General features: G+C 56.1%; 22 protein-coding genes and 1 tRNA gene. 5 read left to right on the plus strand and 18 right to left on the minus strand.

Annotated features, from left to right (window positions below):
* The first annotated feature begins 110 nt into the window (after positions 1-110).
* Entirely contained in the window at positions 111-503 is a 393-nt protein-coding gene (locus AAIE02_RS15945; protein ID WP_166867347.1) for a RidA family protein, read from the plus strand.
* On the opposite strand, the gene AAIE02_RS15950 is transcribed toward AAIE02_RS15945, so the two are convergent.
* From AAIE02_RS15950 to AAIE02_RS16000, 11 genes are all read right to left on the minus strand, one after another.
* Positions 500-1363 (minus strand): MurR/RpiR family transcriptional regulator, encoded by an 864-nt coding sequence (locus AAIE02_RS15950; RefSeq protein WP_008453334.1) that lies wholly within the window; start codon positions 1361-1363, stop codon positions 500-502. The genes AAIE02_RS15945 and AAIE02_RS15950 overlap by 4 nt on opposite strands.
* Before the next feature lie 79 nt (positions 1364-1442).
* Positions 1443-2291: a metal ABC transporter permease gene (locus tag AAIE02_RS15955; protein ID WP_336983349.1), complete on the minus strand. Its 849-nt coding sequence runs from the start codon at positions 2289-2291 to the stop codon at positions 1443-1445.
* Positions 2288-3145, minus strand: coding sequence for an iron/manganese ABC transporter permease subunit SitC (gene sitC / locus AAIE02_RS15960; RefSeq protein WP_008453328.1), 858 nt, complete (start codon positions 3143-3145; stop codon positions 2288-2290). The genes AAIE02_RS15955 and sitC overlap by 4 nt, the downstream gene beginning before the upstream one ends.
* Entirely contained in the window at positions 3145-3963 is an 819-nt protein-coding gene (locus tag AAIE02_RS15965) for a manganese/iron ABC transporter ATP-binding protein (RefSeq protein WP_336983350.1), read from the minus strand. Before AAIE02_RS15965 ends, sitC begins: the two co-directional genes overlap by 1 nt.
* Positions 3960-4874 (minus strand): metal ABC transporter solute-binding protein, Zn/Mn family, encoded by a 915-nt coding sequence (locus tag AAIE02_RS15970; RefSeq protein ID WP_166993161.1) that lies wholly within the window; start codon positions 4872-4874, stop codon positions 3960-3962. Before AAIE02_RS15970 ends, AAIE02_RS15965 begins: the two co-directional genes overlap by 4 nt.
* A 772-nt stretch (positions 4875-5646) precedes the next feature.
* On the minus strand, positions 5647-6492 hold the full coding sequence (gene yghU, locus AAIE02_RS15975) for a glutathione-dependent disulfide-bond oxidoreductase (protein WP_166877451.1): 846 nt from the start codon (positions 6490-6492) through the stop codon (positions 5647-5649).
* Positions 6493-6606: 114 nt separating this feature from the next.
* Positions 6607-7230, minus strand: a complete 624-nt coding sequence (locus AAIE02_RS15980) for an SDR family oxidoreductase (RefSeq protein WP_498532883.1) — start codon at positions 7228-7230, stop codon at positions 6607-6609.
* Positions 7227-7724 (minus strand): heme utilization cystosolic carrier protein HutX, encoded by a 498-nt coding sequence (gene hutX, locus AAIE02_RS15985; RefSeq protein ID WP_008453789.1) that lies wholly within the window; start codon positions 7722-7724, stop codon positions 7227-7229. The genes AAIE02_RS15980 and hutX overlap by 4 nt, the downstream gene beginning before the upstream one ends.
* Positions 7721-9067, minus strand: coding sequence for a heme anaerobic degradation radical SAM methyltransferase ChuW/HutW (gene hutW / locus AAIE02_RS15990; protein WP_336818267.1), 1347 nt, complete (start codon positions 9065-9067; stop codon positions 7721-7723). The genes hutX and hutW overlap by 4 nt, the downstream gene beginning before the upstream one ends.
* Positions 9068-9096: 29 nt before the next feature.
* Positions 9097-9939, minus strand: coding sequence for a heme/hemin ABC transporter substrate-binding protein (locus tag AAIE02_RS15995; protein ID WP_336983354.1), 843 nt, complete (start codon positions 9937-9939; stop codon positions 9097-9099).
* Complete coding sequence (locus tag AAIE02_RS16000) at positions 9939-12083, minus strand: TonB-dependent receptor plug domain-containing protein (RefSeq protein WP_498532884.1); 2145 nt, start codon at positions 12081-12083, stop codon at positions 9939-9941. Before AAIE02_RS16000 ends, AAIE02_RS15995 begins: the two co-directional genes overlap by 1 nt.
* A gap of 389 nt (positions 12084-12472) precedes the next feature.
* Between AAIE02_RS16000 and AAIE02_RS16005 the strand changes: the two genes are divergently transcribed.
* A complete protein-coding gene (locus tag AAIE02_RS16005) occupies positions 12473-14152 on the plus strand; it encodes an ArnT family glycosyltransferase (protein ID WP_498532885.1) in 1680 nt (559 codons plus the stop codon).
* A gap of 24 nt (positions 14153-14176) precedes the next feature.
* Here the strand turns inward: AAIE02_RS16005 and AAIE02_RS16010 are convergent, their stop codons facing one another.
* Positions 14177-14470, minus strand: a complete 294-nt coding sequence (locus AAIE02_RS16010; protein ID WP_008453781.1) for a DUF1330 domain-containing protein — start codon at positions 14468-14470, stop codon at positions 14177-14179.
* A gap of 234 nt (positions 14471-14704) precedes the next feature.
* Between AAIE02_RS16010 and asr the strand changes: the two genes are divergently transcribed.
* Both asr and ydgU read left to right on the plus strand, forming a co-directional pair.
* Positions 14705-15184 (plus strand): acid resistance repetitive basic protein Asr, encoded by a 480-nt coding sequence (gene asr / locus AAIE02_RS16015; RefSeq protein WP_336983357.1) that lies wholly within the window; start codon positions 14705-14707, stop codon positions 15182-15184.
* 81 nt (positions 15185-15265) lie between these two features.
* The gene (gene ydgU / locus AAIE02_RS16020; protein ID WP_456297838.1) at positions 15266-15349 is read left to right on the plus strand and encodes a small membrane protein YdgU; all 84 of its coding nucleotides are present in this window, start codon (positions 15266-15268) and stop codon (positions 15347-15349) included.
* Between the two features lie 397 nt (positions 15350-15746).
* Here ydgU and AAIE02_RS16025 read toward each other — a convergent pair.
* The 6 genes from AAIE02_RS16025 to aspA all read right to left on the minus strand — a co-directional run bounded on the left by AAIE02_RS16025 (position 15747) and on the right by aspA (position 21560).
* A tRNA-Phe gene (locus AAIE02_RS16025) sits at positions 15747-15822 on the minus strand.
* Between the two features lie 114 nt (positions 15823-15936).
* Positions 15937-16512: a transcriptional regulator gene (locus tag AAIE02_RS16030; RefSeq protein ID WP_008453778.1), complete on the minus strand. Its 576-nt coding sequence runs from the start codon at positions 16510-16512 to the stop codon at positions 15937-15939.
* Positions 16513-16550: 38 nt separating this feature from the next.
* Positions 16551-18320: a protein-disulfide reductase DsbD gene (locus AAIE02_RS16035; protein ID WP_336983661.1), complete on the minus strand. Its 1770-nt coding sequence runs from the start codon at positions 18318-18320 to the stop codon at positions 16551-16553.
* Complete coding sequence (gene cutA, locus AAIE02_RS16040) at positions 18296-18619, minus strand: divalent cation tolerance protein CutA (protein WP_166993185.1); 324 nt, start codon at positions 18617-18619, stop codon at positions 18296-18298. The genes AAIE02_RS16035 and cutA overlap by 25 nt, the downstream gene beginning before the upstream one ends.
* A gap of 87 nt (positions 18620-18706) precedes the next feature.
* A complete protein-coding gene (locus AAIE02_RS16045; protein ID WP_008453775.1) occupies positions 18707-20008 on the minus strand; it encodes an anaerobic C4-dicarboxylate transporter in 1302 nt (433 codons plus the stop codon).
* 115 nt (positions 20009-20123) lie between these two features.
* Positions 20124-21560 carry an aspartate ammonia-lyase gene (gene aspA / locus AAIE02_RS16050; protein ID WP_008453774.1) on the minus strand — a complete coding sequence of 479 codons (1437 nt, stop codon included), beginning with the start codon at positions 21558-21560 and terminating at the stop codon, positions 20124-20126.
* Between the two features lie 344 nt (positions 21561-21904).
* On the opposite strand from aspA, the gene AAIE02_RS16055 reads away from it, so the two are divergent.
* On the plus strand, positions 21905-22381 hold the full coding sequence (locus tag AAIE02_RS16055; protein WP_336983662.1) for an FxsA family protein: 477 nt from the start codon (positions 21905-21907) through the stop codon (positions 22379-22381).
* The last annotated feature ends 106 nt before the right edge of the window (positions 22382-22487 follow it).

The following is a 22487-nucleotide window of genomic DNA, read 5'->3' on the forward strand; positions in this document are numbered from 1 at the left end:
CCTCTGCTCAATGGGGAAAGGTGAAGCCGTTCCCGAGCTGGACGTTTGTCCCCGGACCGTACACAGGGAGAGGGTTAGGGTGAGGGTAAACCGATCAACAAGGAGCAATGATGAGCATTAAACGTTATGGCGTGGGCGGCAGTACCGGCACCGGCGGGCAGCCGCTACCTTTTGCCAAAGCCGTAGAAGCGGCCGGGTGGCTGTATGTGTCCGGCCAGACGCCGATGAAAGACGGCGAAGTGGTTGAAGGCGGGATTGTCGACCAGTCGCGGCTGGCGATTCAAAACTGCGTGGATATCATGACTGAAGCGGGCTACACCCTCGCTGACGTGGTCCACGTGAAGGTCTACCTGACTGACGCCCGCTACTTCCAGTCCTTCAATAAAGTGTTCCGGGAGTTCTTCGGTGACCACCCGCCGGCCCGCGTGTGCTGCGTGGCGGACCTGGTGGTGGACTGTAAAGTTGAAGTGGATGTGACCTGCTACCGCGCCGACCGGGGTTAATCGCCTAGCGGCTGCCTGTCTGCCCCGCCGCGATGGCTGTCCAGCGCCAGCTTGATGCGGCGCAGCCGGTCCTTCGCCTGGCTTTTGTTGGCCATCGCCAGTTCGGTGGCCAACACATCAATCATCGCCAGCATGGCGTAACGCGAAGTGCTCGGCTTAAAAATGTAGTCGTTCTCGCGAATAATCAGCGGTAATACGATATCGGCCTGTTCAGCCAGAGGTGTTCCCTGCGGGGTAATGGCGATGATCTTTGCGCCGTACTGGCGGGCAATCGCCGCGCTCTCCACCACTTCCGGCGTGTAGCCTCCCAGTGATAGCGCCACCACCACATCGTTGGAGGCCACCGACGCCGCCATCATTCTCGCCAGCAGGCCATCGCTTTGGCTCACCACCGGCAGGCCCAGGCGAAAGAGACGAAACTGTAACTCCTGCGCGCAAATGGTTGATCCGCCGCCCATGCCCAGCGCCAGGATTTGCCGCGCGTTGCTCAGCCAGGTCACGGCCTTGTTGAGTGACTCCGGGTTTAGCGCGCGGCGGTTGATATCCAGCACGTTGATGATGGTTTCGTAGATCCCCTGCACGCCTTCGAGGTCCGGCACGTCGAGAATAAAGCGCTGCCCCACCGCCAGCGACTGGGCTAGTTTGACCTTCAGTTCGCGCACGTCCTTGCAGCCGATGGCGCGGGCAAAGCGGGTTATCGACGCCTGGCTGGTTTGCGTCTGGCGCGCCATTTCCGAAATGGGCAGCGCCGCGGCGGTTTGCACGTCGTCCAGAATAAACTGCGCAATGCGCTTTTCGGTGGCGGTCAGCTCAACGAAACGGTCGGTGATGCAGGAGATAATATCGATGGTGTAGCTCATGGCGCGACCCTGGTACTTGTGCAAAAAAGAGAAGGTACTTTGTACCATAAAACCGTTGCCAGGGTCGCTTCACTTGGATTCAGAATGGCTCACTAATCGCTTCCATACGTCGTTGCTTGATCGTGGCCCGAATAAACGCGGCGATGAAGACCAGGGCAGAAAGCACAACGATGGTCGGCGCGGGGGCGCTGTCGATAAAGAAGGAAAGGTAGACGCCAAGAAACGACGTGACGATAGCCTGCCCAAGCGCGACCAACATCATGCCTTTAAAGGTACGGGTCAGCAGCGAAGCGATAGCGCCTGGCGCGATAAGCAAGGAAATCGCGAGGATAATCCCCACCGCCTTCAGCGCCGCGACGATGGTCAGCGAAACCAGGCAGAGCAGGCCATAGTTCAACAGCTTCACGTTCAGGCCGGAGACCTGGGCCTGAATCGGGTCGAACGCATGCAGCAGGAAGTCCCGCCATTTTAGCCCCACAACAATTACCGTTAGCAGCACGATAGCGCCCGTTTGCAGAATATCGCTGCCGCTGACGCCCAGCATGTCGCCGAACAGAATATGGTCTAGATGGATATCTGGTTTCAGGTAGACGTAGAGCACCAGCCCGGCGCCAAACATGCCGGAGAAGACGATGCCCATCACCGTATCGCGCTTGATGCGGCTGTTGTCCTGCAGGTAGCCGGTGGCGAAGGCGCAAAACAGCCCGGCCACGAACGCGCCGAAGCCCAGCGGCAGGCCGACCATCCAGGCGATCACTACGCCGGGGAAGACCGCATGGCTCATGGCATCGCCCATCAGCGCCCAGCCTTTTAGCACCAGGAAGCAGGAGAGCAGCGCACACGGAATGGCGACCAGCGTGGTCATGGTCAGAGCGTTGATCATAAAGCCAAACTGGAAGGGCGAAAGCAGCGTGTCTAACAGGCTCATGGCGTTTGCTCCAGGCTCAGGCGCGCGCGCCGACGGTTAGCCAGCAGGCCGTGTTTGGGGGCAAACACGAAGGTTAGCAGGAAAATAAGCGTTTGCAGCACCACGATAATGCCGCCGGTGGCGCCATCGAGGAAGTAGCTTATCCAGGTGCCGAAGGCGCTGGTAAAGGTGCCTAACGTGACGGAAATGATCAGCAGTTTCGGGAAACGGTCGGTCAATAGATAAGCCGTTGCGCCCGGCGTGACCACCATGCAAATCACCAGAAACGCGCCAACGGTTTGCAGCGCCGCCACGGTGGTGGCCGACAACAGGGTGAAGAATAATCCTTTGAGCCACAAAGGGTTAAGGCCAATGGACCGCGCGTGGTTTTCGTCGAAGAAGGTCACCATCAGGTCTTTCCACTTCAGCAGCAGAATCGCCAGTGAGACAAAGCCGATGATCGCCAACTGCACGATATCCGACGGGGCGATGGCGAGAATATTGCCGAGCACGATGGTCTGGATGTTTACCGACGTCGGATTGAGCGACACCATAAACAGCCCGAGGCCAAAGAATGACGAAAAAATAAGGCCAATAATGGTGTCTTCGCGCAGGCGTGTGCGCTGGTTTAAAAACAGCATGGTGCCTGCGGCGAGGCCACCGGAGAAAAACGCGCCGATGGAAAACGGCAGGCCGAGCATATAGGCTCCGGCTACGCCAGGCACGATGGAGTGGGAAAGGGCGTCGCCGATCAGCGACCAGCCTTTCAGCATCAGGTAGCAGGAAAGAAAGGCGCACACGCCGCCGACCAGCGCTGATACCCAGATGGCGTTAAACATGTAGCCATAGCTAAACGGTTCAAGCAGGACGGACATTACGGCTCCCCTTTTAACGGCGCGCCGTGGATAAACGGCCTCTCGTCGTCGGTGAGGACGCTGGTTTCTTTCCCGGTTAAGGTGACGTGGCGCAGTACGCCGCTGAACGCCAGTTCCAGGTTTTCTTGCGTAAAAGTGACATTGGTCGGGCCGCAGGCCAGCACGGTGCCTTTCACCAGCACGGTGTAGTCGCAATAGTCGGTCACGGCGCCAAGGTTGTGGGTTGAAACCAGCATCGTGCGGCCTTCGTCCCGCAGCTCGCGCAGCAGGGCGATGATCTGCTCTTCCGTTTTCACGTCCACGCCGGTGAACGGTTCGTCCAGCAGAATCACCTGGCCGTCCTGGGCAATTGCCCGGGCGAGGAACACGCGCTTTTTCTGGCCGCCGGACAGTTCGCCAATTTGTCGCTTGCGGAAGTCGCTCATGCCGACGCGGGCGAGGGCGTTGTCTACCGCCTGTTTGTCGGCCTTGCCGGGAATGCGCAGCATCCCCATGTGGCCAAATCGGCCCATCATCACCACGTCTTCCACCAGCACCGGGAACGTCCAGTCCACGTCCTCGGACTGCGGCACATAGGCCACCAGGTTGTGGCGCAGTGCTTTTTTCGTGGGCATATCCAGAATCGAGATGCTACCGCTGGCCAGGCGCACAAAGCCCATGATCGCTTTAAACAGCGTGGATTTCCCGGAACCGTTGACGCCGACCAGCGCCGCAATGGTGCCGGTCGGGATTTCAAAGCTGGCCGCCCGCAGCGCGGTGTGGCCATTGCGATAGGTGACGCTGGCGTCCTGAACGACTATGCCGGGACGACGACTCATTTTTTCAGCCCTGCATTGATGCCGTTCACGATGGTGCTGGTGGTGACGCGCAGCAGATCAAGATAGGTGGGTACCGGGCCGTCTGCGGCACTTAAAGAATCGACATAAAGCACGCCGCCATAGTGTGCGCCAGACTCCCGCGCCGCCTGGCGAGCAGGTTTGTCGGAGATGGTGCTTTCGCTGAAGATCGTTGGGATCTGGTATTGGCGAATGCTGTCGATCACTTTGCGCACCTGCTGCGGGGTGCCCTGCTGATCGGCATTGATCGGCCACAGATAGAGTTCTTTCAGGCCAAAGTCGTTGGCGAGGTAGGAAAAAGCGCCTTCGCTGGTGACCAGCCAGCGCTTATCCGCCGGAATTTTTGCCAGTTCGTTGCGCAGCGGCTCGATGGTCTGCTGAATTTTCTGTTTGTAGGCTTCGGCGTTGCGGGTATAGGTCGCCGCGTTGTCTGGATCGTATTTGACGAACGCATCCCGGATGTTATCGACATAGATCAGCGCATTTTGCGGGGACATCCATGCGTGAGGGTTAGGTTTACCGTTATAAGGGCCTTCGGTGATGCCCGTAGGCTGAATGCCGGTGGTGACGACGACTTCGGGCACGCCTTTCAGATGTTGATAAAACTTCGCGAACCAGAGTTCCAGATTCAGCCCGTTGGTCAGGATCAGCTGCGCGCCCTGCGCCCGGCGAATGTCTCCCGGCGTCGGCTGGTATTCGTGAATTTCCGCTCCGGGCTTGGTGATAGACTCCACGTCTGCCGCGTCACCGGCTACGTTCTGCGCCATATCGGCGATGATAGTAAAGGTGGTGATCGCCTTAAATTTTGCCTGCGCCTGAGCGGCACCCAGCAACATCGCCAGCGCGGCGGCGGCAGCGACAATACTTTGCGTTAACTTCAGTTTCCCGGGCATCGTCTTCCCTCACGAGTGATTATAGATTCGGCGTTTATAGCAAGTGCTATAAAACATAGCTGCTGCTATAACTAAATGCAAACTATTATCATTTGTGTGATTTAAATGTGGGGGGCTTGTTCTGGTTGTTTCTTCATAACAAAGCTCTCGGTCTATGTCGGACAGGCTAAGGTCCGTTCACTTCTCCCCTTGTTTTATATACAGCCACCGTCACTCCCCCGAGACCCCGGACTCCCGGCGAAATAAATCGACCGCTGAAGCGGCAGACCTCCGTTTTATCTCCCAGTCCTGGGTCGGCTGAGACGCGTTCCCGACGCTCTCAGCCTCCGGCCGTTCCCGACGTCCGGACCCTGGCCAGTCGGAGAGAAAACAGAGGCGATTTAAGCCGGAACCGTGCCTCGCTTTTAACCTACAGCAACGTTTAAACGTTATATTCGCTTCAGATCTCAAAGCCACGCCCTTGTCCCCGGCTCTCATCGCCCCCGGTGATGACCCAACTCAGGCGGGGTTGAGCTGTCGGGAACAGAGAAAGAGAGCGATCGTCGGGAACGAATCGCGAACGACCCCGAATGTTTGGGTGATAGCCGGTGGGTTTACCGCTTCAGCGGCGATGAGCTCGCCGGGCGCCGGGGCTGTTCGGGGGATGGCGTTATCCCCCGGACACGTTCACCGTGCCGGGAACGTGCAGGTGAAAGCGATCTATTGGTGAACGGAAAAACTACGATATGAAATAGATCCTCCCCCTTCCCGAGAGAGGATTGGTGTGAAAGGCCTACAACCCTAATGCATCAAAATCTGAAGCATTGTGGCGCTCGGCCAACTGCACATCGCCCCAGGTGCGGTTCACGATGCGGCCACGCTTCACCGCCGGGCGGTTAGCCACTTCATCGGCCCAGCGGCCAAAGTGTTTGTAGGAGGCAATGTCGAGGAACTCGGCAGATTCGTACAGGCCACCTTTCGCCAGCGCGCCGTACCAGGTAAAGATAGCAATATCGGCGATTGTGTATTCATCTCCGGCGATAAAGCGGTTTTTCTCCAGCTGTTTATCGAGCACGTCCAGCTGACGCTTGGTTTCCATCGCGAAGCGGTTGATGGCGTACTCGATTTTGACCGGGGCATAGTGGTAGAAGTGGCCGAAGCCGCCGCCCAGATAAGGGGCGGAACCCTGCAGCCAGAACAGCCAGTTCAGCGCTTCGGTGCGCCCGGCGATGTCCTTCGGCAGGAAGTGGCCGAATTTTTCCGCGAGATAAAGCAGGATGTTGCCGGACTCAAACACGCGCAGCGGCGGCGTGACGGAGTGGTCAAACAGCGCCGGAATTTTAGAGTTTGGGTTCACTTCCACAAATCCGCTGGAGAACTGGTCGCCTTCGCCGATGCGAATCAGGTGCGCATCGTATTCTGCCCCGCTGATGCCCAGTGCCAGCAGCTCTTCCAGCAGAATCGTGACTTTCTGCCCGTTCGGCGTACCGAGCGAGTAGAGCTGCAGCGGGTGTTTGCCGACAGGCAGCGTTTTTTCATGAGTCGGGCCGGAAATCGGGCGGTTGATGCTGGAGAACTGACCGGCTTCGGTCTTGTTCCAGGTCCAGACTTTTGGGGGCTGGTAGTTGTGTTCGGACATCGCGTGATCTGCCTTCTTCTCAGGTTAGTTATCTGATGAAACTATCTTGAAGTGTAGCAAGAGGGAAGAGCCTGCCGGGCTATACCGCCAGAAAAGCGAAAGCCCGGCGTGGCATCAAACCGGTTTAAGCCCCGGTTGTACAAGGCCGTAAACCTGGTGATTCAGGTGGGAGGATTTTGCCAGTTCTGCGACGTGCGCGGCGACATCGGCCCGCATGACCATACCGTGAATTTCGGGGGTCTGGCTCAGCACAGCTTTGCCGGTGGGTTCACCGTGAAGCAGGCCACCGGGGCGAACAATAGCAAAGTTCAGCGTGCTGGTTTGCAGCCAGCTTTCGGCGAGGGATTTTTCCCGTACCGCCTGACCAAAGGCCGCTTTTGCCCGGTCGGATAAATAAGCCCAGCTTTCTCCGCAGCCTAAAGAGGTGACCAGCACCATGCGTGAGATCCCGGCTTTTTCGGCGCAGTCGATAACTGTCCGGTGGGCCTGGTAATCCTGTGAACCGCCCATCGTCGAAATGACGGTGGCGTCCTTGCCCGCCAGGCGGCAGGCTTCTGCGACAGCGTCTGCGTCGCAGGCGTCGCCGGTAATAACCTGGGCACCTGCCTCACGCAGTTTTGCGGCGGCTTCTTCGTTACGCACCAGTGCAACAACGGGGCGATTTTCTGCCAAAGCCAGCTTCGCGGTTAGCGCGCCTACGCCCTTGCCCCCGGCCCCAAAAATTAACCATGGCGTCATGCAATATTTCCCTTAAGTGTCTCTGCCAGCGCACGAAAAGCTGCCAGCTGGTCTGCCAGTAATTGGCGGTGATCGTCGCGCCCGATGAAGATTTTCAGCATCGCGCTGCCCGCCTGATTGAAGAACAGAATCGAGGCGGTGTCCATCCCCATAAACTTGCGCTCCACCAACGCGATGTGGGTGCAGTTGGCCGCTTTGATATGCCCCGTCATGCCTTTTTTGCCGCGCAGGTTAAAATAGCCGTGGCGGTGGAAGCCGGAGGGCAGTTCTCCGGAAAATTCAATAATCACATCGGCGGTGTGTACCAGCGTGGTGACGCTGCCCCATTCGACAACGGTGTCCCAAACGGTGTCGAACTGCTCGCCGCTAACCAGCGCCTGAGCGGGGAGCTGGGAGACAACATCCAGCAGGGTGACATTATATTGTGTGGCAATAGATTCCAGCGTGCCGTCCGGCTGGGTTTTTAAGTAATCGGCGAGGGAAACGGAAGTCATAGCGTTGCTCCTTGTGGTTTTTTGTCCGTTGTTATTGGGGTATTGAGGGCGGCAACCAGCGTCTGCAGCGACTGGAAGATATTGCTGGCCCAGAAGCGGCCTTCGTCGGTCAGGCGCAGGCAGGTTGAGTCATCCCGGGTCAGGCCAGAGTCGTGCCATTGAGTCAGCAGCGGCTGGAGCAGATGCGCATCGGCGGTTAACTCGTCGAGAGGCACGCGGGCGGTTTCAATGCCTGCCTGGAGGCGATGCCGCCAGCGGTAGCCTGGGTCAGTGGTGCGGGCCATCATCATCAGCGGTTTTTTTCCGGCGGCGACGGCGGCGTGCCAGGTCTCCAGGTTGCGTTCAACCATCCAGGAGTAGCCGTTAACCGAGCCGCCCGCGCCGGAGCCAAAGGCCAGGCAGTCTGCCCCCTGTTTAATCAGCAGGTTGTAAAGGTTGCGTTCCCGCGTGGTGCGAGCCCAGTGGCTGTTGCTGATGCAGCGCCAGCCTGCGCTGTCCATGAAGTCGCAGCCCTGCAGGTACAAATCCCTGCGTTCGGCTGGGGAAGGCAGCGTGACGCGTCCATTTTCTACAGCTTTACCCAGCGGCGTTTGCGGTAGCAAATTCAGGGCATAAAGATCGACCCCGTCGAGGCCGATGTCCCGCGCGATAGCCAGGTCTTCGGCCCACAGCTTTTGATCCTGCCCCGGAAGGCCAAACAGCAGATCGCAGACCACGGCGGCACGATCGCGTTTGCAGAGGTTTTCCATAAAGCGTCGGGCGGTGGGGCCGTCGGAGGTGCGCGCCATTTTTTTGCGGATTTTGCTGTTAAACGACTGGATGCCGATGGAGAAGCGGTTGGCTCCGGCGTCGAGGCAGGCGTCGATGCGCTCATCATTAAAATTCAGCACCCGGCCTTCAATGGTGATTTCGCAGTCCGGGGCCAGCGGCAGGCTGCGGCGCAGGGCGGTAATGATCCGCGCTAAATCTTTGGCTGACAGCGCCGAAGGCGTGCCACCGCCAAAGTAGATGGCGTGAATGGGGGCCGACTGGTGCAGCGGGCTGCTGGCCTCCAGCTCGATTTCCCTGAGCAGCGCGTCGGTATAGCGTTCGCAGTGGTCTGCTTCATAACGATTCTGGTAAAAACCGCAGAAGGTACAGTGCGTTGCGCAGAAGGGAATATGGAGGTAAACCAGCCTTTTGCCGGGAGGCGTTGGGCTGGTAATCACCTGTTGCCAGGTGTGCTCCAGCTGTTCTTTGGCGATGGGCATTGCGCCGCGCCACGGCATGGTGGCGTGACGATCCTTAAAGGGTTGCCCGCCGGGGAGCGCAAAGTGCGCCTGGAGATCCAGTTCAGGTTTCATGTTCAACATCGCTCATTTCAAAGTAATCCTTAATCTTTCTGGCCGGACTCGGGCCAAAACTGGTGATGCAGCAGTTCCACGGCCTCTGCGACGCGCGGGCCCATGCCCAGAATCAAAGCCTGATCGATAATGACTATCCGCTTGTTTTTCCAGGCGGAGGTATGGGTGATCCCGGGAATGGCCTTCAGCGCTTCGGGGTTGCCCTGGGTCATTTGAGTCGTCGCGACGATGACCTCAGGGTTGGCGGCGATCATCGCCTCGGTGCTGTAGCTCTGGTACTGACGATGCCGGGCGATATTTTTTGCTCCGGCCATGCTAAGGATGGAGTCGGCCACGCTGCCCGCGCCGGCAACCTGCGGCACGCTGCCGCCCGCGGAGAGAATAAACATCGCTTTGACGGGGTGTGGCTTCAGCACGTTACGTTTGCTAATCACCTCCAGCCGCTGTTTAAGGCTGGCAATCAGCGCCTCTCCCTGCGGCTGGCGCTGTAAGGTCATCGCCAGAGTTTGAATGTTGGTGTACATCTGCTCGACGGTGGCGGGCACTCGCGGGAGCTGCAGGACATTCACCTTTGCCTTTTCCAACTGCCCGATGACGATGTGCGGCCCGGCGTCCTGCCAGGTAATGAAGCGCCCGGGGCGCAGCGACAAGATGGATTCACTGCTGAGCTGCATCCAGGAACCGATGTGCGGCAGCTTTGCCGTTTCCGGCGGCCAGGTGGTGGTTTCATCCACGCCAACCATCTGGCTACCCGCGTCGAGGGCATAAACAAGCTCGCTCAGGGAGCCGCCAGCGACGACCAGCCGCTCGCTAGCCTGGCTGGAAAAAGAAGTCGTCAGTGCCAGCAGTGCGGCAAAAAAATGTCTCTTCATCAGAATTTCCACCCAAAGCCGATGGCCGTGTTGAAGCCCGCTTCCGGGATAGATTCGTGGGCGGTCTGGTAGCGTTTGTTGGTCAGGTTGTTCAGCGCCAGGTTGACCAGGTACTGGTCGTTGTCACCAAACTCGGCGTTGACGGCCAGGTTTAACGTGGCCCAGCCGGAGTAGCGCCTTTCACTGTCACCGGTGTTTTCTTTGGCACGCGAGGCCGCGCGAATAAAGGCGTCGGAGGTGATATTCATGGCGTTAAGCATCAGCGTATGTCTGACCCCGAAGCGGCCATTGACGACAGGCTCGCCGGTATCCCAGGTTTTTAGCGAGTCGCTTTCATACTGACGACGCAGGAGATTGCCGCTCAGGTAAGGGGAGACGGCCCAGCCGTTGTACTCCGCGCTCAGCTCAATGCCGTAGGTTTTGGCCCGGTTGATGTTGTCATAAAAGCGGTAGTTGGCCCGGGAACTGCTGCTGTTCCCCAGACAGAGGGCTTGCCCTTCGCAGGCTCGTGATGCGACGTAATCTTTGGCTTCGGAATAGTAGAGCGTGCTGTCAATCAGCCACAGGTTGCCTTTGTAGCGGGCGCCAATTTCGTAGTTGTTGGAGTGTTCCGGGCGCAGATCAGGGTTGCCGTAAGTCACGCCGCCGCCGGCGGAAGTCTGCATAAACTGCTGCACCAGCGTCGGGAAGACGTAGCCCTGGGCAAAGGCTGCACGCAGCTCGATATCTTTAAACCCGGAGTAGTTCAGGCTGGTCGCCGCCACGAACTGGCTATCGCTGGCGGATTTGTTGCCGGTTGCGGTGTGGGTTGTGACGCCGCCTTGGGTTTTTTGTGTGCTGCTATCAATGAGTTTGGAGGAGAGCCAGTACTGGCGGGCACCCGCCGTCCATGTCCAGTCATCGGCCAGGTGCCAGGCGTTCTGCGCAAACAGTGAGGTATTGCTTTGTTCCGATTTGTCCTGCGACTGGCTGTGGGTTTCAGTATCAAAGATCCCGGTTTTGGCCGTCTGCCGCGTGTAGCCGCTGCCGCTCTGGTCTACCTTGTCGTGCTGATACTGCGCCCCAAGCACCAGATCGTTTCCGGCGGGCAGGGAGAAGTTTGTTTGCAGCGTGACGCCCTGGGTGTACTGCTTGTCATTGGTCTGGGTCTGATTTTTTACGCTTAGCGCCTGAATGGCCGGCGAAGGAATCACCTGTGTAGTCGCGACTTCATTGTTAAACCGGCGTTCGACGGTTTGGCTGTAGGCATCCAGATGGATTTTTTTCAGGTAATTTCCGTCGACATCAAGGTCGTAAAACAGCCCGATTTTTTCCCGCGTCATTTTCGGGATCCTGACGCTAAAGGCGTCGAACTGTTGGTCTGGATCGTTGTACCAGGTTTGCGTGGCGAGGCTGTAGCGGTCGAGAGACAGGCCAATTTTCTGACGATCGAAACGGTAACCCAGCCACAGTCCCTGGCCGTTATTGCGGAAGTGCGTGTTATCCAGCCGCCCATCCGGGGTTTTTCTGTTGCCCTGGTCCGAGTAGCTGCCGTTGATGCGGTAGTCTAACTGGCCGATGCTGCCCCAGGCGGCGGCGGATTCCTCCCAGCCTGCGGTGGCGGAGTTCCAGGTTGCTTTGACCAGCCCGGCCAACGGCTTATCACCGCCTTTTTTGGTGATGAAATTCACCACGCCGCCGATGGCCTGTGAGCCGTAGAGCACGGAATAGGGGCCTTTAATGACTTCAATACGCTCCAGAGCCGATTCATCCACCAGCAGCCCCGCGCCGTAGTCCTGCCCGGCGCGTTGGTAGGTGACTTGCTGACCATCAATCAGAATCAACACGCGCGATGAGGCTTCGCCCCGGATGCGGATTTGCTTGCGGCCCGCGAGCGCGTTATCGGTGACTTCTACCCCGGGAATATCTTTGAGGTCGTCTGCAATGGAGACGCTGGTGGAGTTTTCCAGCGTTTTGCTGTCAACCACCTGGACGGTAACCGGGCTGTTCCAGAGGTTGGTTTCCGTGCGGCTGGCACTGACGATAATCGTGTCATCAGGCGCGGTGTTTGGCTGGGCGAAAGCGCTATCCGGTGCGGTAAGTGCGCCGGCAATCAACAGAGGTACGACTGAAAAGGTTGCGTAGGTTTCACATTTCCCTGGCATAAACCCATCCTTGTGAACGTTAATGATATTTATTATCGTTCGCCTTTATAGCCAGGAGTAGCGTACATATCCACCGTTTAACCTGCTAACCAGATGCAACTTTGATTTTGGTCAAAGGAGATGGGCCCGTGCGCGGTGAGCCTGCCAAAGAGGGGTAACTTTCTGCGCCCGGGCGCAGAACGTATCACTTTTATGTTGCTAACCTGTTTATTTCCTCAACGAACCTACAAAAAAAAGCAGTGAGTCTGGAAAGAGGAATGCCGTTTATTTTCCATTGCATTGACGCTTTGTAATGTCCTGTGGTGGGAAAATATTATTATCCCGAACGTGTTTCCGATGAGATACAGCCAGAAACAATTAGCCAATTTATGTAAAGGAGTGATGTTTATATGTTGCAGCACAGGGACGGGAAAATACTCCTTTTATTTATTAGTTTCCTTATTATTTATCTGCTACCGGGAATATACGGCCATACGCCGTGGAAGCAGGATGAAAACTATACCTTCGGCGTCATTCAAACCATGTATGAAACGGGCAATTGGTTAGTGCCTGTGAACGCCGGTGAGCCGTTTATGGAAAAGCCGCCGCTTTATTACTGGACGGCAACGCTAATGGCGCATTTATTTTCCGGTATGATGCCGCTCCACGATGCTGCCCGAAGTGCGACGCTTTTGTTTTCAATTATTAATTTTTCCTTCTTTATTCTGCTGGCGAGAAGAGTATTCCGCAGTGAAAGCCTGGTAGATTACCGTATCTGGCTGGCCTTCGCCGTTTATATCAGCGCCCCGGGCATCCTGCGCCACAGCCATGATATGTTCAGCGATACCGCGCTCACCGCAGGCGCAACCGTGGCGCTGTATGGCATTGTCGGGTTGATTCGCCAGGAGAAAGTGGCCGCCTCGGCGGTATGGCTTGGCCTGGGCACAATAGCAACGATGTTATCCAAAGGCGTATTTATTCCCGGCGTATTATGGATAACTTTATTTTTAAGCGCTTTCTTTTTCACACAATGCCGGACTAAAGCATTTTGGTATCCGGTTATTCTCTCAGGACTGCTAGCGCTTATTTTTATTCTTCCCTGGCCAGTGTTGCTTTACAGTAAACATCCCGATCTTTTTATGGCGTGGTTTTGGGAAAATAACATTGGCCGTTTTCTTGGCTTTTCCGTTGCTAAGCTGGGCGCCAAAGCAAACCTGATGCGTGTGCCTGAGGCCGTTGCGCTTTTTGCTCTGCCAGCCGGGATGTTAGCGACAGTTTATTTTCTTCGTCATCCACTTCAGCGGTTGAGAAACCCGGATGAGTTTGTGATTACGCTTTTTCCGTTGCTCGGCATTATTATTCTGCAGATGTCGGCCACCAGTCGCGCTTTATATTTAATGCCCTTTGTGGCCCCAATGGCTATATTGGGATCCCAGCTTTTACCTGCAATAAAAGAGAAAGCACTGCGTTATTTCTCCTGTTTTGCCGTCGCGCTATGGTCAGCTTCGCTTGCAGGGGTTTGGGGCATTTATCTGCTTAAGGTGGGTGGCGATCAAAAAGGCTGGCTGGCTCCGCTTGAGCGCTGGCTGCCGGCGAGCTACGAGCTGCATTTATCCTGGCCGCCATTTGTGTTTGCCCTGGTCGTTACCGCGCTGTGGATCTGTCGGGGGCGTTTATCTGCGGCACTCAACCCGGTGTTGCGCGCGGCATTCAGTTGGGGGTTAGGCGTGACCGTTGTCTGGAGCGTGGCGTTCACGTTAATGGTGGGCTGGTTCGACTACAGCAAAGGTTATGCTGGGGTATTTAAGGATCTCAAAAGCCATCTGGCGGGGCAGTACCTGGCGGATGACTGCATGGCTTCTTACCGGCTGGGGGAGTCAGAGGCGCCGATGCTTTATTACTTTGCCGGGATCCTGCATCAGCCACAAACAACCTTCCGCCAGCCTGAGCGCTGCCGCTGGCTGATTGTGCTGGGCGACAAGCTGCAGCCCGCGCCGAAGGGAATGGTTTTTTTCTGGGAAGATAATCGCCCCGGTGAGAAGCGTAACAACCTGATGGTGTACCGGGACGTTTCAAAAAATAACGACTAAAAACCTGGGCCGGGTTTACAAGGCTCAGCCAGGCAGGCCTTCTACAATAGTGATCATCGCTTCTGCGACGCTGGCCCTTTCCTGGCGAGCGCGCTGGTATTCCGGTGAGTGGTAGCAGGCCAGCGCCGTCTCCATATCGGCGAACTCAATGACGACATGCCGGGCGAAAGCCGCATCACCCTCTACAACTTCCGCTTTGCCGCCTCTCGCCAAAAAGCGGGCGTTGTAGCGCGTAAAGGCTGCCGGGGATAAATCGATATAGTTTTGATACTGCTTAGGGTTGTGAACGGTTACGTGGGCAATCCAGTATGCGGCCATGCTTTGCTCCTGTAGGGGGGAAGGCTGTTTGTCAGCCAATCTAGCACAGCGGTGAACGGCCGTGTTGCCGGAAAGAGGCGGCATGATGTGGTGGCTCATCGCTCAATTTGACGTTGTACATTTCATTACACGCCGATACCAATCACTCACTGAAGAGTTTGTTCCACGCGCCTATAGTTCATTTCAACGGCCCCGCAGTGGGGTAAACACGAAAACAAATTCGAGGATGTCGAAATGAAAAAAGTATTAGCTCTGGTTGTTGCCGCTGCTATGGGTCTGTCTTCCGCCGCTTTCGCTGCTGACACTACCGCTACCGCACCAGCTGCTGCGCCGGCAACCACCGCCGCTGCGCCTGCTGCTAAAGCGCCAGCGGCAAAAGTAACGCACCACAAGAAACACAAAAAATCTGCCGTTCAGAAAGCACAGGCCGCTAAAAAGAAACACAAAAAAGCCGCTAAGCCAGCCACCGAGCAGAAAGCTCAGGCTGCTAAAAAGCACCACAAAAAAGCAGTAAAACCAGCTGCGCAGAAAGCTCAGGCTGCTAAAAAGCACCACAAAAAAGCAGTAAAACCAGCTGCGCAGAAGGCTCAGGCTGCTAAAAAGCACCACAAAAAAGCAGTAAAACCTGTTGCTCAGAAAGCGCAGGCTGCTAAGAAACACGTGAAAAAACATCACAAAGTTGCTGCAAAACCGGCTGTTAAGCCAGCTGCATAAGTTTGACGGGGCAACCCCGTTAGCTTGAAGCGTTAACACAAACACCCGGCTTGCCGGGTGTTTCTTTCTGGAGTTCAGATAATGTTGCGACGCTACAGTTTCGAATTAATCCTCACCGCGCTGCTGACCTGCGGCCTAATCACGCTGAATTTTTGGCTTCAGTAGATTCTGTTCTTCCTGAGTTCTAAAAAACCACCAGCCCCTGCTTTACTCAGAAATACAGGCCAGCGCCTGGTTGAGATACTAGTGCAGATTAGCGCTGTAGTTTTTATTTGGCTCTGGAAAAGCGGTTGGAAGAGGGCGATGTCGATGCAGTCGTGTAATCGTTCAGTTCGATGTAGAGTCCGTATCGCCAAAAGCAAAAAAACCGCCATAGGCGGGTTCTTCTAAATAGTGGTGCCCGGACTCGGACAAAAACGTCAGGAACGTTTTTGAACAGCGCTTGCGCTGGCCCCTTATGGGGTGAGTCTCAGGGATGAGACGAATAATCGACTTTCAGTTCGATGCAGAGTCCGTATCGCCAAAAGCAAAAAACCCGCCATAGGCGGGTTCTTCTAAAGAATGGTGCCCGGACTCGGAATCGAACCAAGGACACGGGGATTTTCAATCCCCTGCTCTACCGACTGAGCTATCCGGGCAACGGGCCGCATTAAACCGTAAAGGCCGCCAGGCGTCAACGGCTTTGTCATAAAAATTACCTAAAACTATGCTGATTGCCTGCTTTTCAGTCAAAGACAGCAAAAAGACGTGCTTCAGGTTAATGCCCCGCCGGTGCGGCACAGCGCAAAGCGCAGAATATCTTCCGCAAGGGTTCTGGCCGTGTCGATATCAGCCTGGCTACGCTTCACCAATAGCTTGCTCAGGCAGCCTTCCAGCACCAATTCCATTTGGTGCGCGACCATGGTTGGGTCGTCCACTTCCATTTGTGTGAGCAGCTCGTGCGTGTATTCCCAGGCCGCTTTTTTCTGCTGGTCCGCCAGTTGATGAATCGGGTGCGCGGCATCAGGGTAGAAGGTGCAGGCGGCAATAAACAGGCAGCCGGGATAACGCTGGTTGCTCACGCATTCGGTCAGGGCGTGGTAGCGCTTAAGCAGCTTTTGCTCCGGCGTTAACTCTTCGTCCAGCATCAGCTGACGCCGCCAGACATCCACCTGCGAACTTAAGTAGCGCAGGGCGTCGTACAGCAGGGCTTCGCTGTCGGGCCAGAACTGGCGAATCTCAGCGAGCGGATAATCGGCTTCTTTCGCCACCATCTCCAGCGTCGTGCTGGCAATGCCTTCACGTTCAAGGACATGCAGGGCGTGCTCTAAAACTTCTTCGCGTTGCACGGTTTTCTCCTTACGTTTCCCAACGGATCAAGTGTTGTTTACTGGCTGCGATTGCGCAAATGCTCGCTGAACGCGGAGGCGTCCATAAAGCCTGTGACGCGGTCTGCCGGTTGTTCAACGCCGTTAGCATCAAAGAATAAAATGGTTGGCAGGCCAAGCACCTGTAAATGCTTCAGCAGGGCTTTGTCGTCGGCGTTATTTGCCGTGACATCGGCCTGCAGTAAAACGGTGCCAGACAGCGCTTTTTGCACCTGCGGATCGCTAAAGGTGTATTTCTCAAACTCTTTACACGCCACGCACCAGTCGGCGTACAAATCTAACATCACCGGTTTGCCTTTCGCCCCGGCTAGCGCGGCGTCGAGCTGCTCAACGTTGGCTATTTTGTTAAAGCTGAGGTGAGGGACGGACTGAACGGATGCCGGAGAGCCAAAAGCCCAGTCCTGCAGCGGACGAGCGGACACCAGCGCGGCACCCAGAAGAATAATTTGTAGCATGCGTAGCCAGGACTTCTTCGCTCCAAGGCTGGTGATAAATGCCCAACTGAAGAAGGCGACGCCCAGCAGGCCCCACAGCCTCAGCCCCCAGATGTCGCCCAGCACACGCTCCAGCAGGAAGACCGGCAGCGCCAGAATCACAAAACCAAAGGCGGTTTTGACGCTTTCCATCCACGGCCCGCTTTTCGGCAGCAGGCGATTACCGAAGACGGTAATCAGGATTAGCGGCAGGCCCATGCCCAGCGCGTAAAGGTAAAGCGTGCCGCCGCCGAGCCACATATTTCCGCTTTGCGCGATGTACAGCAGGATAGCGCTAAGCGGCGCGGTGGTGCACGGCGAGCAGATAAGCCCGGCCAGCGCGCCCATAGCAAAGACGCCGCCCGCCGAGCCGCCCTGCTGGCGGTTGCTCATCAGCGCCAGGCGCGTTTGCAGCGACGAGGGCAGTTGCAGCGTGAACAGACCGAACATCGAGGCGGCGAGCAGGATAAAGAGCGCCGACAGGCCAATCAGCACGTATGGGTGCTGGAGTGCCGCCTGGAACTGGAGTCCTGCGGCGGCAACGACAAGACCGAGTGCGGTGTAGGTCAGCGCCATGCCCTGGACGTATACAAAGGCCAGCAGCAGCGCCCGGGCAGTGGACAGGCGTTGTTTACCACCTAGTACGATGCCGGAAATGAGCGGGTACATCGGCAGCACGCAGGGCGTGAAGGCGATGCCGATGCCGATCAGGAAGGCCCACAGCGCGGAGAAGGGGAGCGATGCGGGTGCGGAGCTGTCTGTTCCCCTCACCCCGGCCCTCTCCCCAGAAGGGGAGAGGGAGGAAGAAATATTGGCCTCGTCTCTTGATGGGGAGAGGGAGGAAGACACATTGGCATCATTAGCCGACGCAGCAATAGCACTCAACGGCACAACGCGCGTTTCCGGCGGATAGCAGAATCCGGCTTCGGCGCAGCCCTGGTAAGTGACGCTGACGGACGAACCTTTATTGGCGGCATTTACCGTAATGGGCAGAGTTAGCTGCTGGGTGAAGATCTCCGTTTTGCCGTAGAACTCATCTTCGTGCCAGGTGCCTTTAGGCATAACCAGGGGCGTAATGTCCGCGCTGGTGGGCACCACTTTGATCTGCTGGCGATAGAGATAATAGCCGGGTTTTATCTGCCAGCTGAGCGTCAGCTTGTGCTCGGCCTGCTGAAAGTCAAAGGCAAAAGCCTGGTCGACCGGGACAAACTGCGTTTTATTCTGGGCGTCAAACAGCCCGGCGAAGGCCTGCGAACTGCATAACAGCAGGACTAGCGTAATGATGCGTAGAGCCATGAGAGATATTCACTGTTTCCGTGTGCAACTGGCAGAACCAGTAGTTCTGGCGTTTGATAAGGGTGATGGGTTTTCAGGCAGGCAAGCAGTGCCTCCTGGCGTTCCACGTCGCTCTTGAGCAGCATTTGGACTTCGTACTCCTGCTCCAGCTTTCCTTCCCAGTAATAGAGCGAAGTTGCGCCCGGCAGCAGCGTCACGCAGGCGGCAAGTTTCTCCGCCAGCACTTTCGCGGCCAGATCCTGCGCGGTGGCTTCATCCGGGGCGGTACAGAGTACAACGACAGCCTGGGTCATCGACATCGCAAACCTCATCTGAGAAGAAAGTGCGATGACTATAACATGAGCAGAAGAAAACGGGCTGCATTGCAGCCCGCGTCTGGCGGAGATTTACAGTACGATCCCGCCGATGATAAAGCCGAGGATAACGCACAAAGTAATGGCAATGACGCCGGGGATCAGGAAGGCGTGGTTGAACACATATTTGCCGATACGGGTTGAGCCGGTGTCGTCCATTTCGACCGCTGCCAGCAGCGTCGGGTAGGTTGGCAGGACGAACAGCGCAGATACCGCTGCAAAAGAGGCGACGGCGGTTAATGGCGTGACGCCGAGCAGCAGGGCCGCAGGCATCAGCGCTTTCGTTGTGGCTGCCTGTGAATAGAGCAAGGTGGCCGCGAAGAACAGCACCACAGCCAGCAGCCACGGGTAACCGTTCAGCAGGTCACCGGCAACCGCCTGAATGTCGCTGATATGGGACTTAACGAAGGTATCGCCCAGCCATGCAACGCCGAGTACGCAAATACAGGCGCTCATGCCGGACTTAAAGGTGCTGGCGTTCAGCACTTCGCCAGTGTCGATTTTACAGGTGATGCTAATCAGCGTGGCGATGGTGAGCATAAACACAACAATCGCTTCGTTACGCGGCAGAACCGGGTTCTGAATCAGGCCGACGGTGTCGCTGATCGCGGTGGCATAGAACATCACGGCGACAATACCGATCAGGAATAGCAGTACCGAACGCTTGGCGTGCGGCTTCAGCTCGAAGACCTGGCTACCGCGCAGCTTCACTTCGCCTTTGGCAAGACGTTCCTGGTAAACCGGATCGTCTTTCAGCTCGCAGCCGAGGAAGTTACACACCACCGCGGTTAGCATCACGGCAATCAGCGTGACCGGGATACAGATACCTAGTAGCGTCAGGTAGCTCACGCCCATCGGCTCCAGAATGCCGGCAAAAAACACCACTGCAGCGGAAATCGGCGATGCCGTAATGGCAATTTGTGAGGCGACAACGGCGATAGAAAGCGGGCGAGAAGGGCGAATGCCCTGCTCTTTTGCCACTTCGGTAATCACCGGCAGCGTGGAAAAGGCCGTGTGGCCGGTCCCGGCCAGAATGGTCATAAACCAGGTGACCAGCGGCGCAAGGAAGGTGATGTATTTCGGATGGCGGCGCAGCATGCGTTCCGCAAGGCTGACCAGGTAGTCCATGCCACCTGCGACCTGCATGGCCGCAATCGCGGCGATCACCGCCATGATAATTTCGATCACGTCGAAGGGGATTGCCCCCGGTTTGATCTGGAAGATAAGGGTAAGCACCAGCACGCCGAGACCACCGGCAAAACCAATACCGATCCCTCCCAGCCTTGCCCCGAGATAGATCGCCAGCAGGACGACCACGAGTTCAGCACCAAACATAATTGCATCCTTGAGATTTAAATGAGATGAAAATGAAATGTTATGTTTTCGTATACCGTTAAAATGAAAAAGGCACGTCCGACTGGACGTGCCTTTTGGCGTTTATGTGGATGAGTTATTGTTCGCTTTCATCGGTATAGCGCTTAGCTTTGTAGACCGGGTGCATCAGGTTGTGGACGGAGAAGATATCGTCCAGCTCGGCTTCGGTCAGCAGGCCGCGCTCTAGCACGACCTCGCGCACGCTCTTGCCGGTTTCTGCGCAGATCTTGCCGACGATGTCGCCGTTGTGGTGGCCAATGAACGGGTTCAGGTAGGTCACGATACCGATGGAGTTGTACACGTAGCTCTCACACACTTCTTTATTCGCGGTGATGCCGTTAATGCATTTTTCCAGCAGGTTGTAGCAGGCGTTGGTCAGGATATGAATGGATTCGAACATTGCCTGGCCAATCACCGGCTCCATCACGTTCAGCTGCAGCTGACCTGCTTCGGATGCCATGGTCACCGTGGTGTCGTTGCCGATGACTTTGAAGCAAACTTGATTCACCACTTCCGGGACAACTGGGTTCACTTTGGCCGGCATGATAGAAGAACCCGCCTGCAGTTCTGGCAGGTTGATTTCGTTCAGGCCAGCGCGCGGGCCGGAAGAGAGCAGGCGCAGGTCGTTACAGATTTTGGACATTTTCACGGCCAGGCGCTTCAGGGAGCTGTGCACCATCACGTATGCGCCGCAGTCGGAAGTGGCTTCAATCAGGTCTTCTGCTGGTACGCAGGCAAGGCCGCTGACTTCTGCCAGTTTCTGTACGGCCAACTGCTGGTAGCCATCTGGCGTGTTGAGGCGGGTACCGATGGCGGTTGCGCCAAGGTTCACTTCCAACAGCAGTTCAGCGGTGCGCAGCAGGTTTTTAGTCTCTTCAGTCAGCAGCACGTTGAACGCGTGGAACTCCTGACCGAGGGTCATCGGAACAGCGTCCTGAAGCTGGGTGCGGCCCATTTTCAGGATCTCAGAAAACTCAACCGCTTTACGCTGGAAGCCTTCGCCCAGCTGATTAATGGCATCGATCAGTTTCACGATGGAAGCGTAAACTGCGATGCGGAAGCCGGTTGGGTAGGCGTCGTTAGTGGACTGGCATTTGTTGACGTGGTCGTTCGGGTTCAGGAACTGGTATTCACCTTTCTGGTGGCCCATCAGTTCCAGACCGATGTTAGCGAGGACTTCGTTGGTGTTCATGTTGACGGAAGTACCGGCGCCGCCCTGGTAGACGTCTACCGGGAACTGATCCATGCATTTGCCGTTGTTCAGGACTTCATCACAGGCCTGAATGATGGTGTTCGCGATGCTCTTAGGAATGGTTTGCAGTTCCTTGTTCGCCATTGCCGCCGCTTTTTTTACCATCACCATACCGCGTACAAATTCCGGTATGTCACTGATTTTACTGTTGCTAATGTAGAAGTTTTCAATCGCTCTCAGAGTATGAACGCCGTAGTAGGCATCCGCTGGCACTTCCCTGGTACCCAACAAATCTTCTTCGATACGAATGTTATTTAACATGTGAACCTTCTTAGTAAAGCTGCAGATAAATGCACTGTTTTATTCACACACACGAAATGTGGTTGTGAGCTTAATAGGCCGACGATTATGTCCATATTCGACCGCGTTGACGTGATGATATGCTGATGATAGCGAAAAGCAGTAACCTGGATCACTTATTAAAAGCCGCCACGCATAACAATTATTAATATGTGATATAGGTCAACAGTTGAAAATTTCCAGAAAAAATTCACGCAATAAACATTGATCTTTGTCTACAGCGTCGCCATCTCCCTCCTACGCGTAATTGCTAATCTATTTTTCGCGAGACCATTAACGGGCTCGCCCGATGACAGGAGCGTATAGTGCGCTGGATCCCGTTTATTGCCGTTTTCCTTTATGTTTACATCGAAATTTCGCTGTTCATACAGGTGGCACACGTTTTGGGGGTCTTTATGACCCTGATTCTGGTCATTTTCACTTCGGTGATTGGCCTTTCTCTGGTGCGTAACCAGGGCTTTAAAAACCTGATGCTGATGCAGCAGAAGATGGCGGCAGGCGAAAGCCCTGCGGCGGAGATGATCAAAAGCGTCTCGCTGATCATGGCCGGTATTTTGCTGCTGTTGCCGGGCTTTTTTACCGACTTCCTCGGTCTGCTGCTGCTGTTGCCGCCGGTGCAAAAGCACCTCACGCTCAAGCTGATGCCGCATTTGCGCTTCTCCCGCATGCCTGGCGGCGGTTTTAGCGCCGGTAGTGAAGGGGGCAATACATTCGACGGTGAGTTCCAGCGTAAAGACGACGCGCCAAAGCGCCTCGACGACCAGCACCGGAATGATCGTTAAATTTTAGTTTTTTTTGTTTTCCCCCCTTGAAGGGGGGAAAGCGCATCCCCATTAATCAGGTCACCAGCCGATTACCCCTGTGGGACGGCGTTACCTAACTATCTGA

This window comes from Cedecea sp. Ae19-4 (assembly GCF_059801165.1).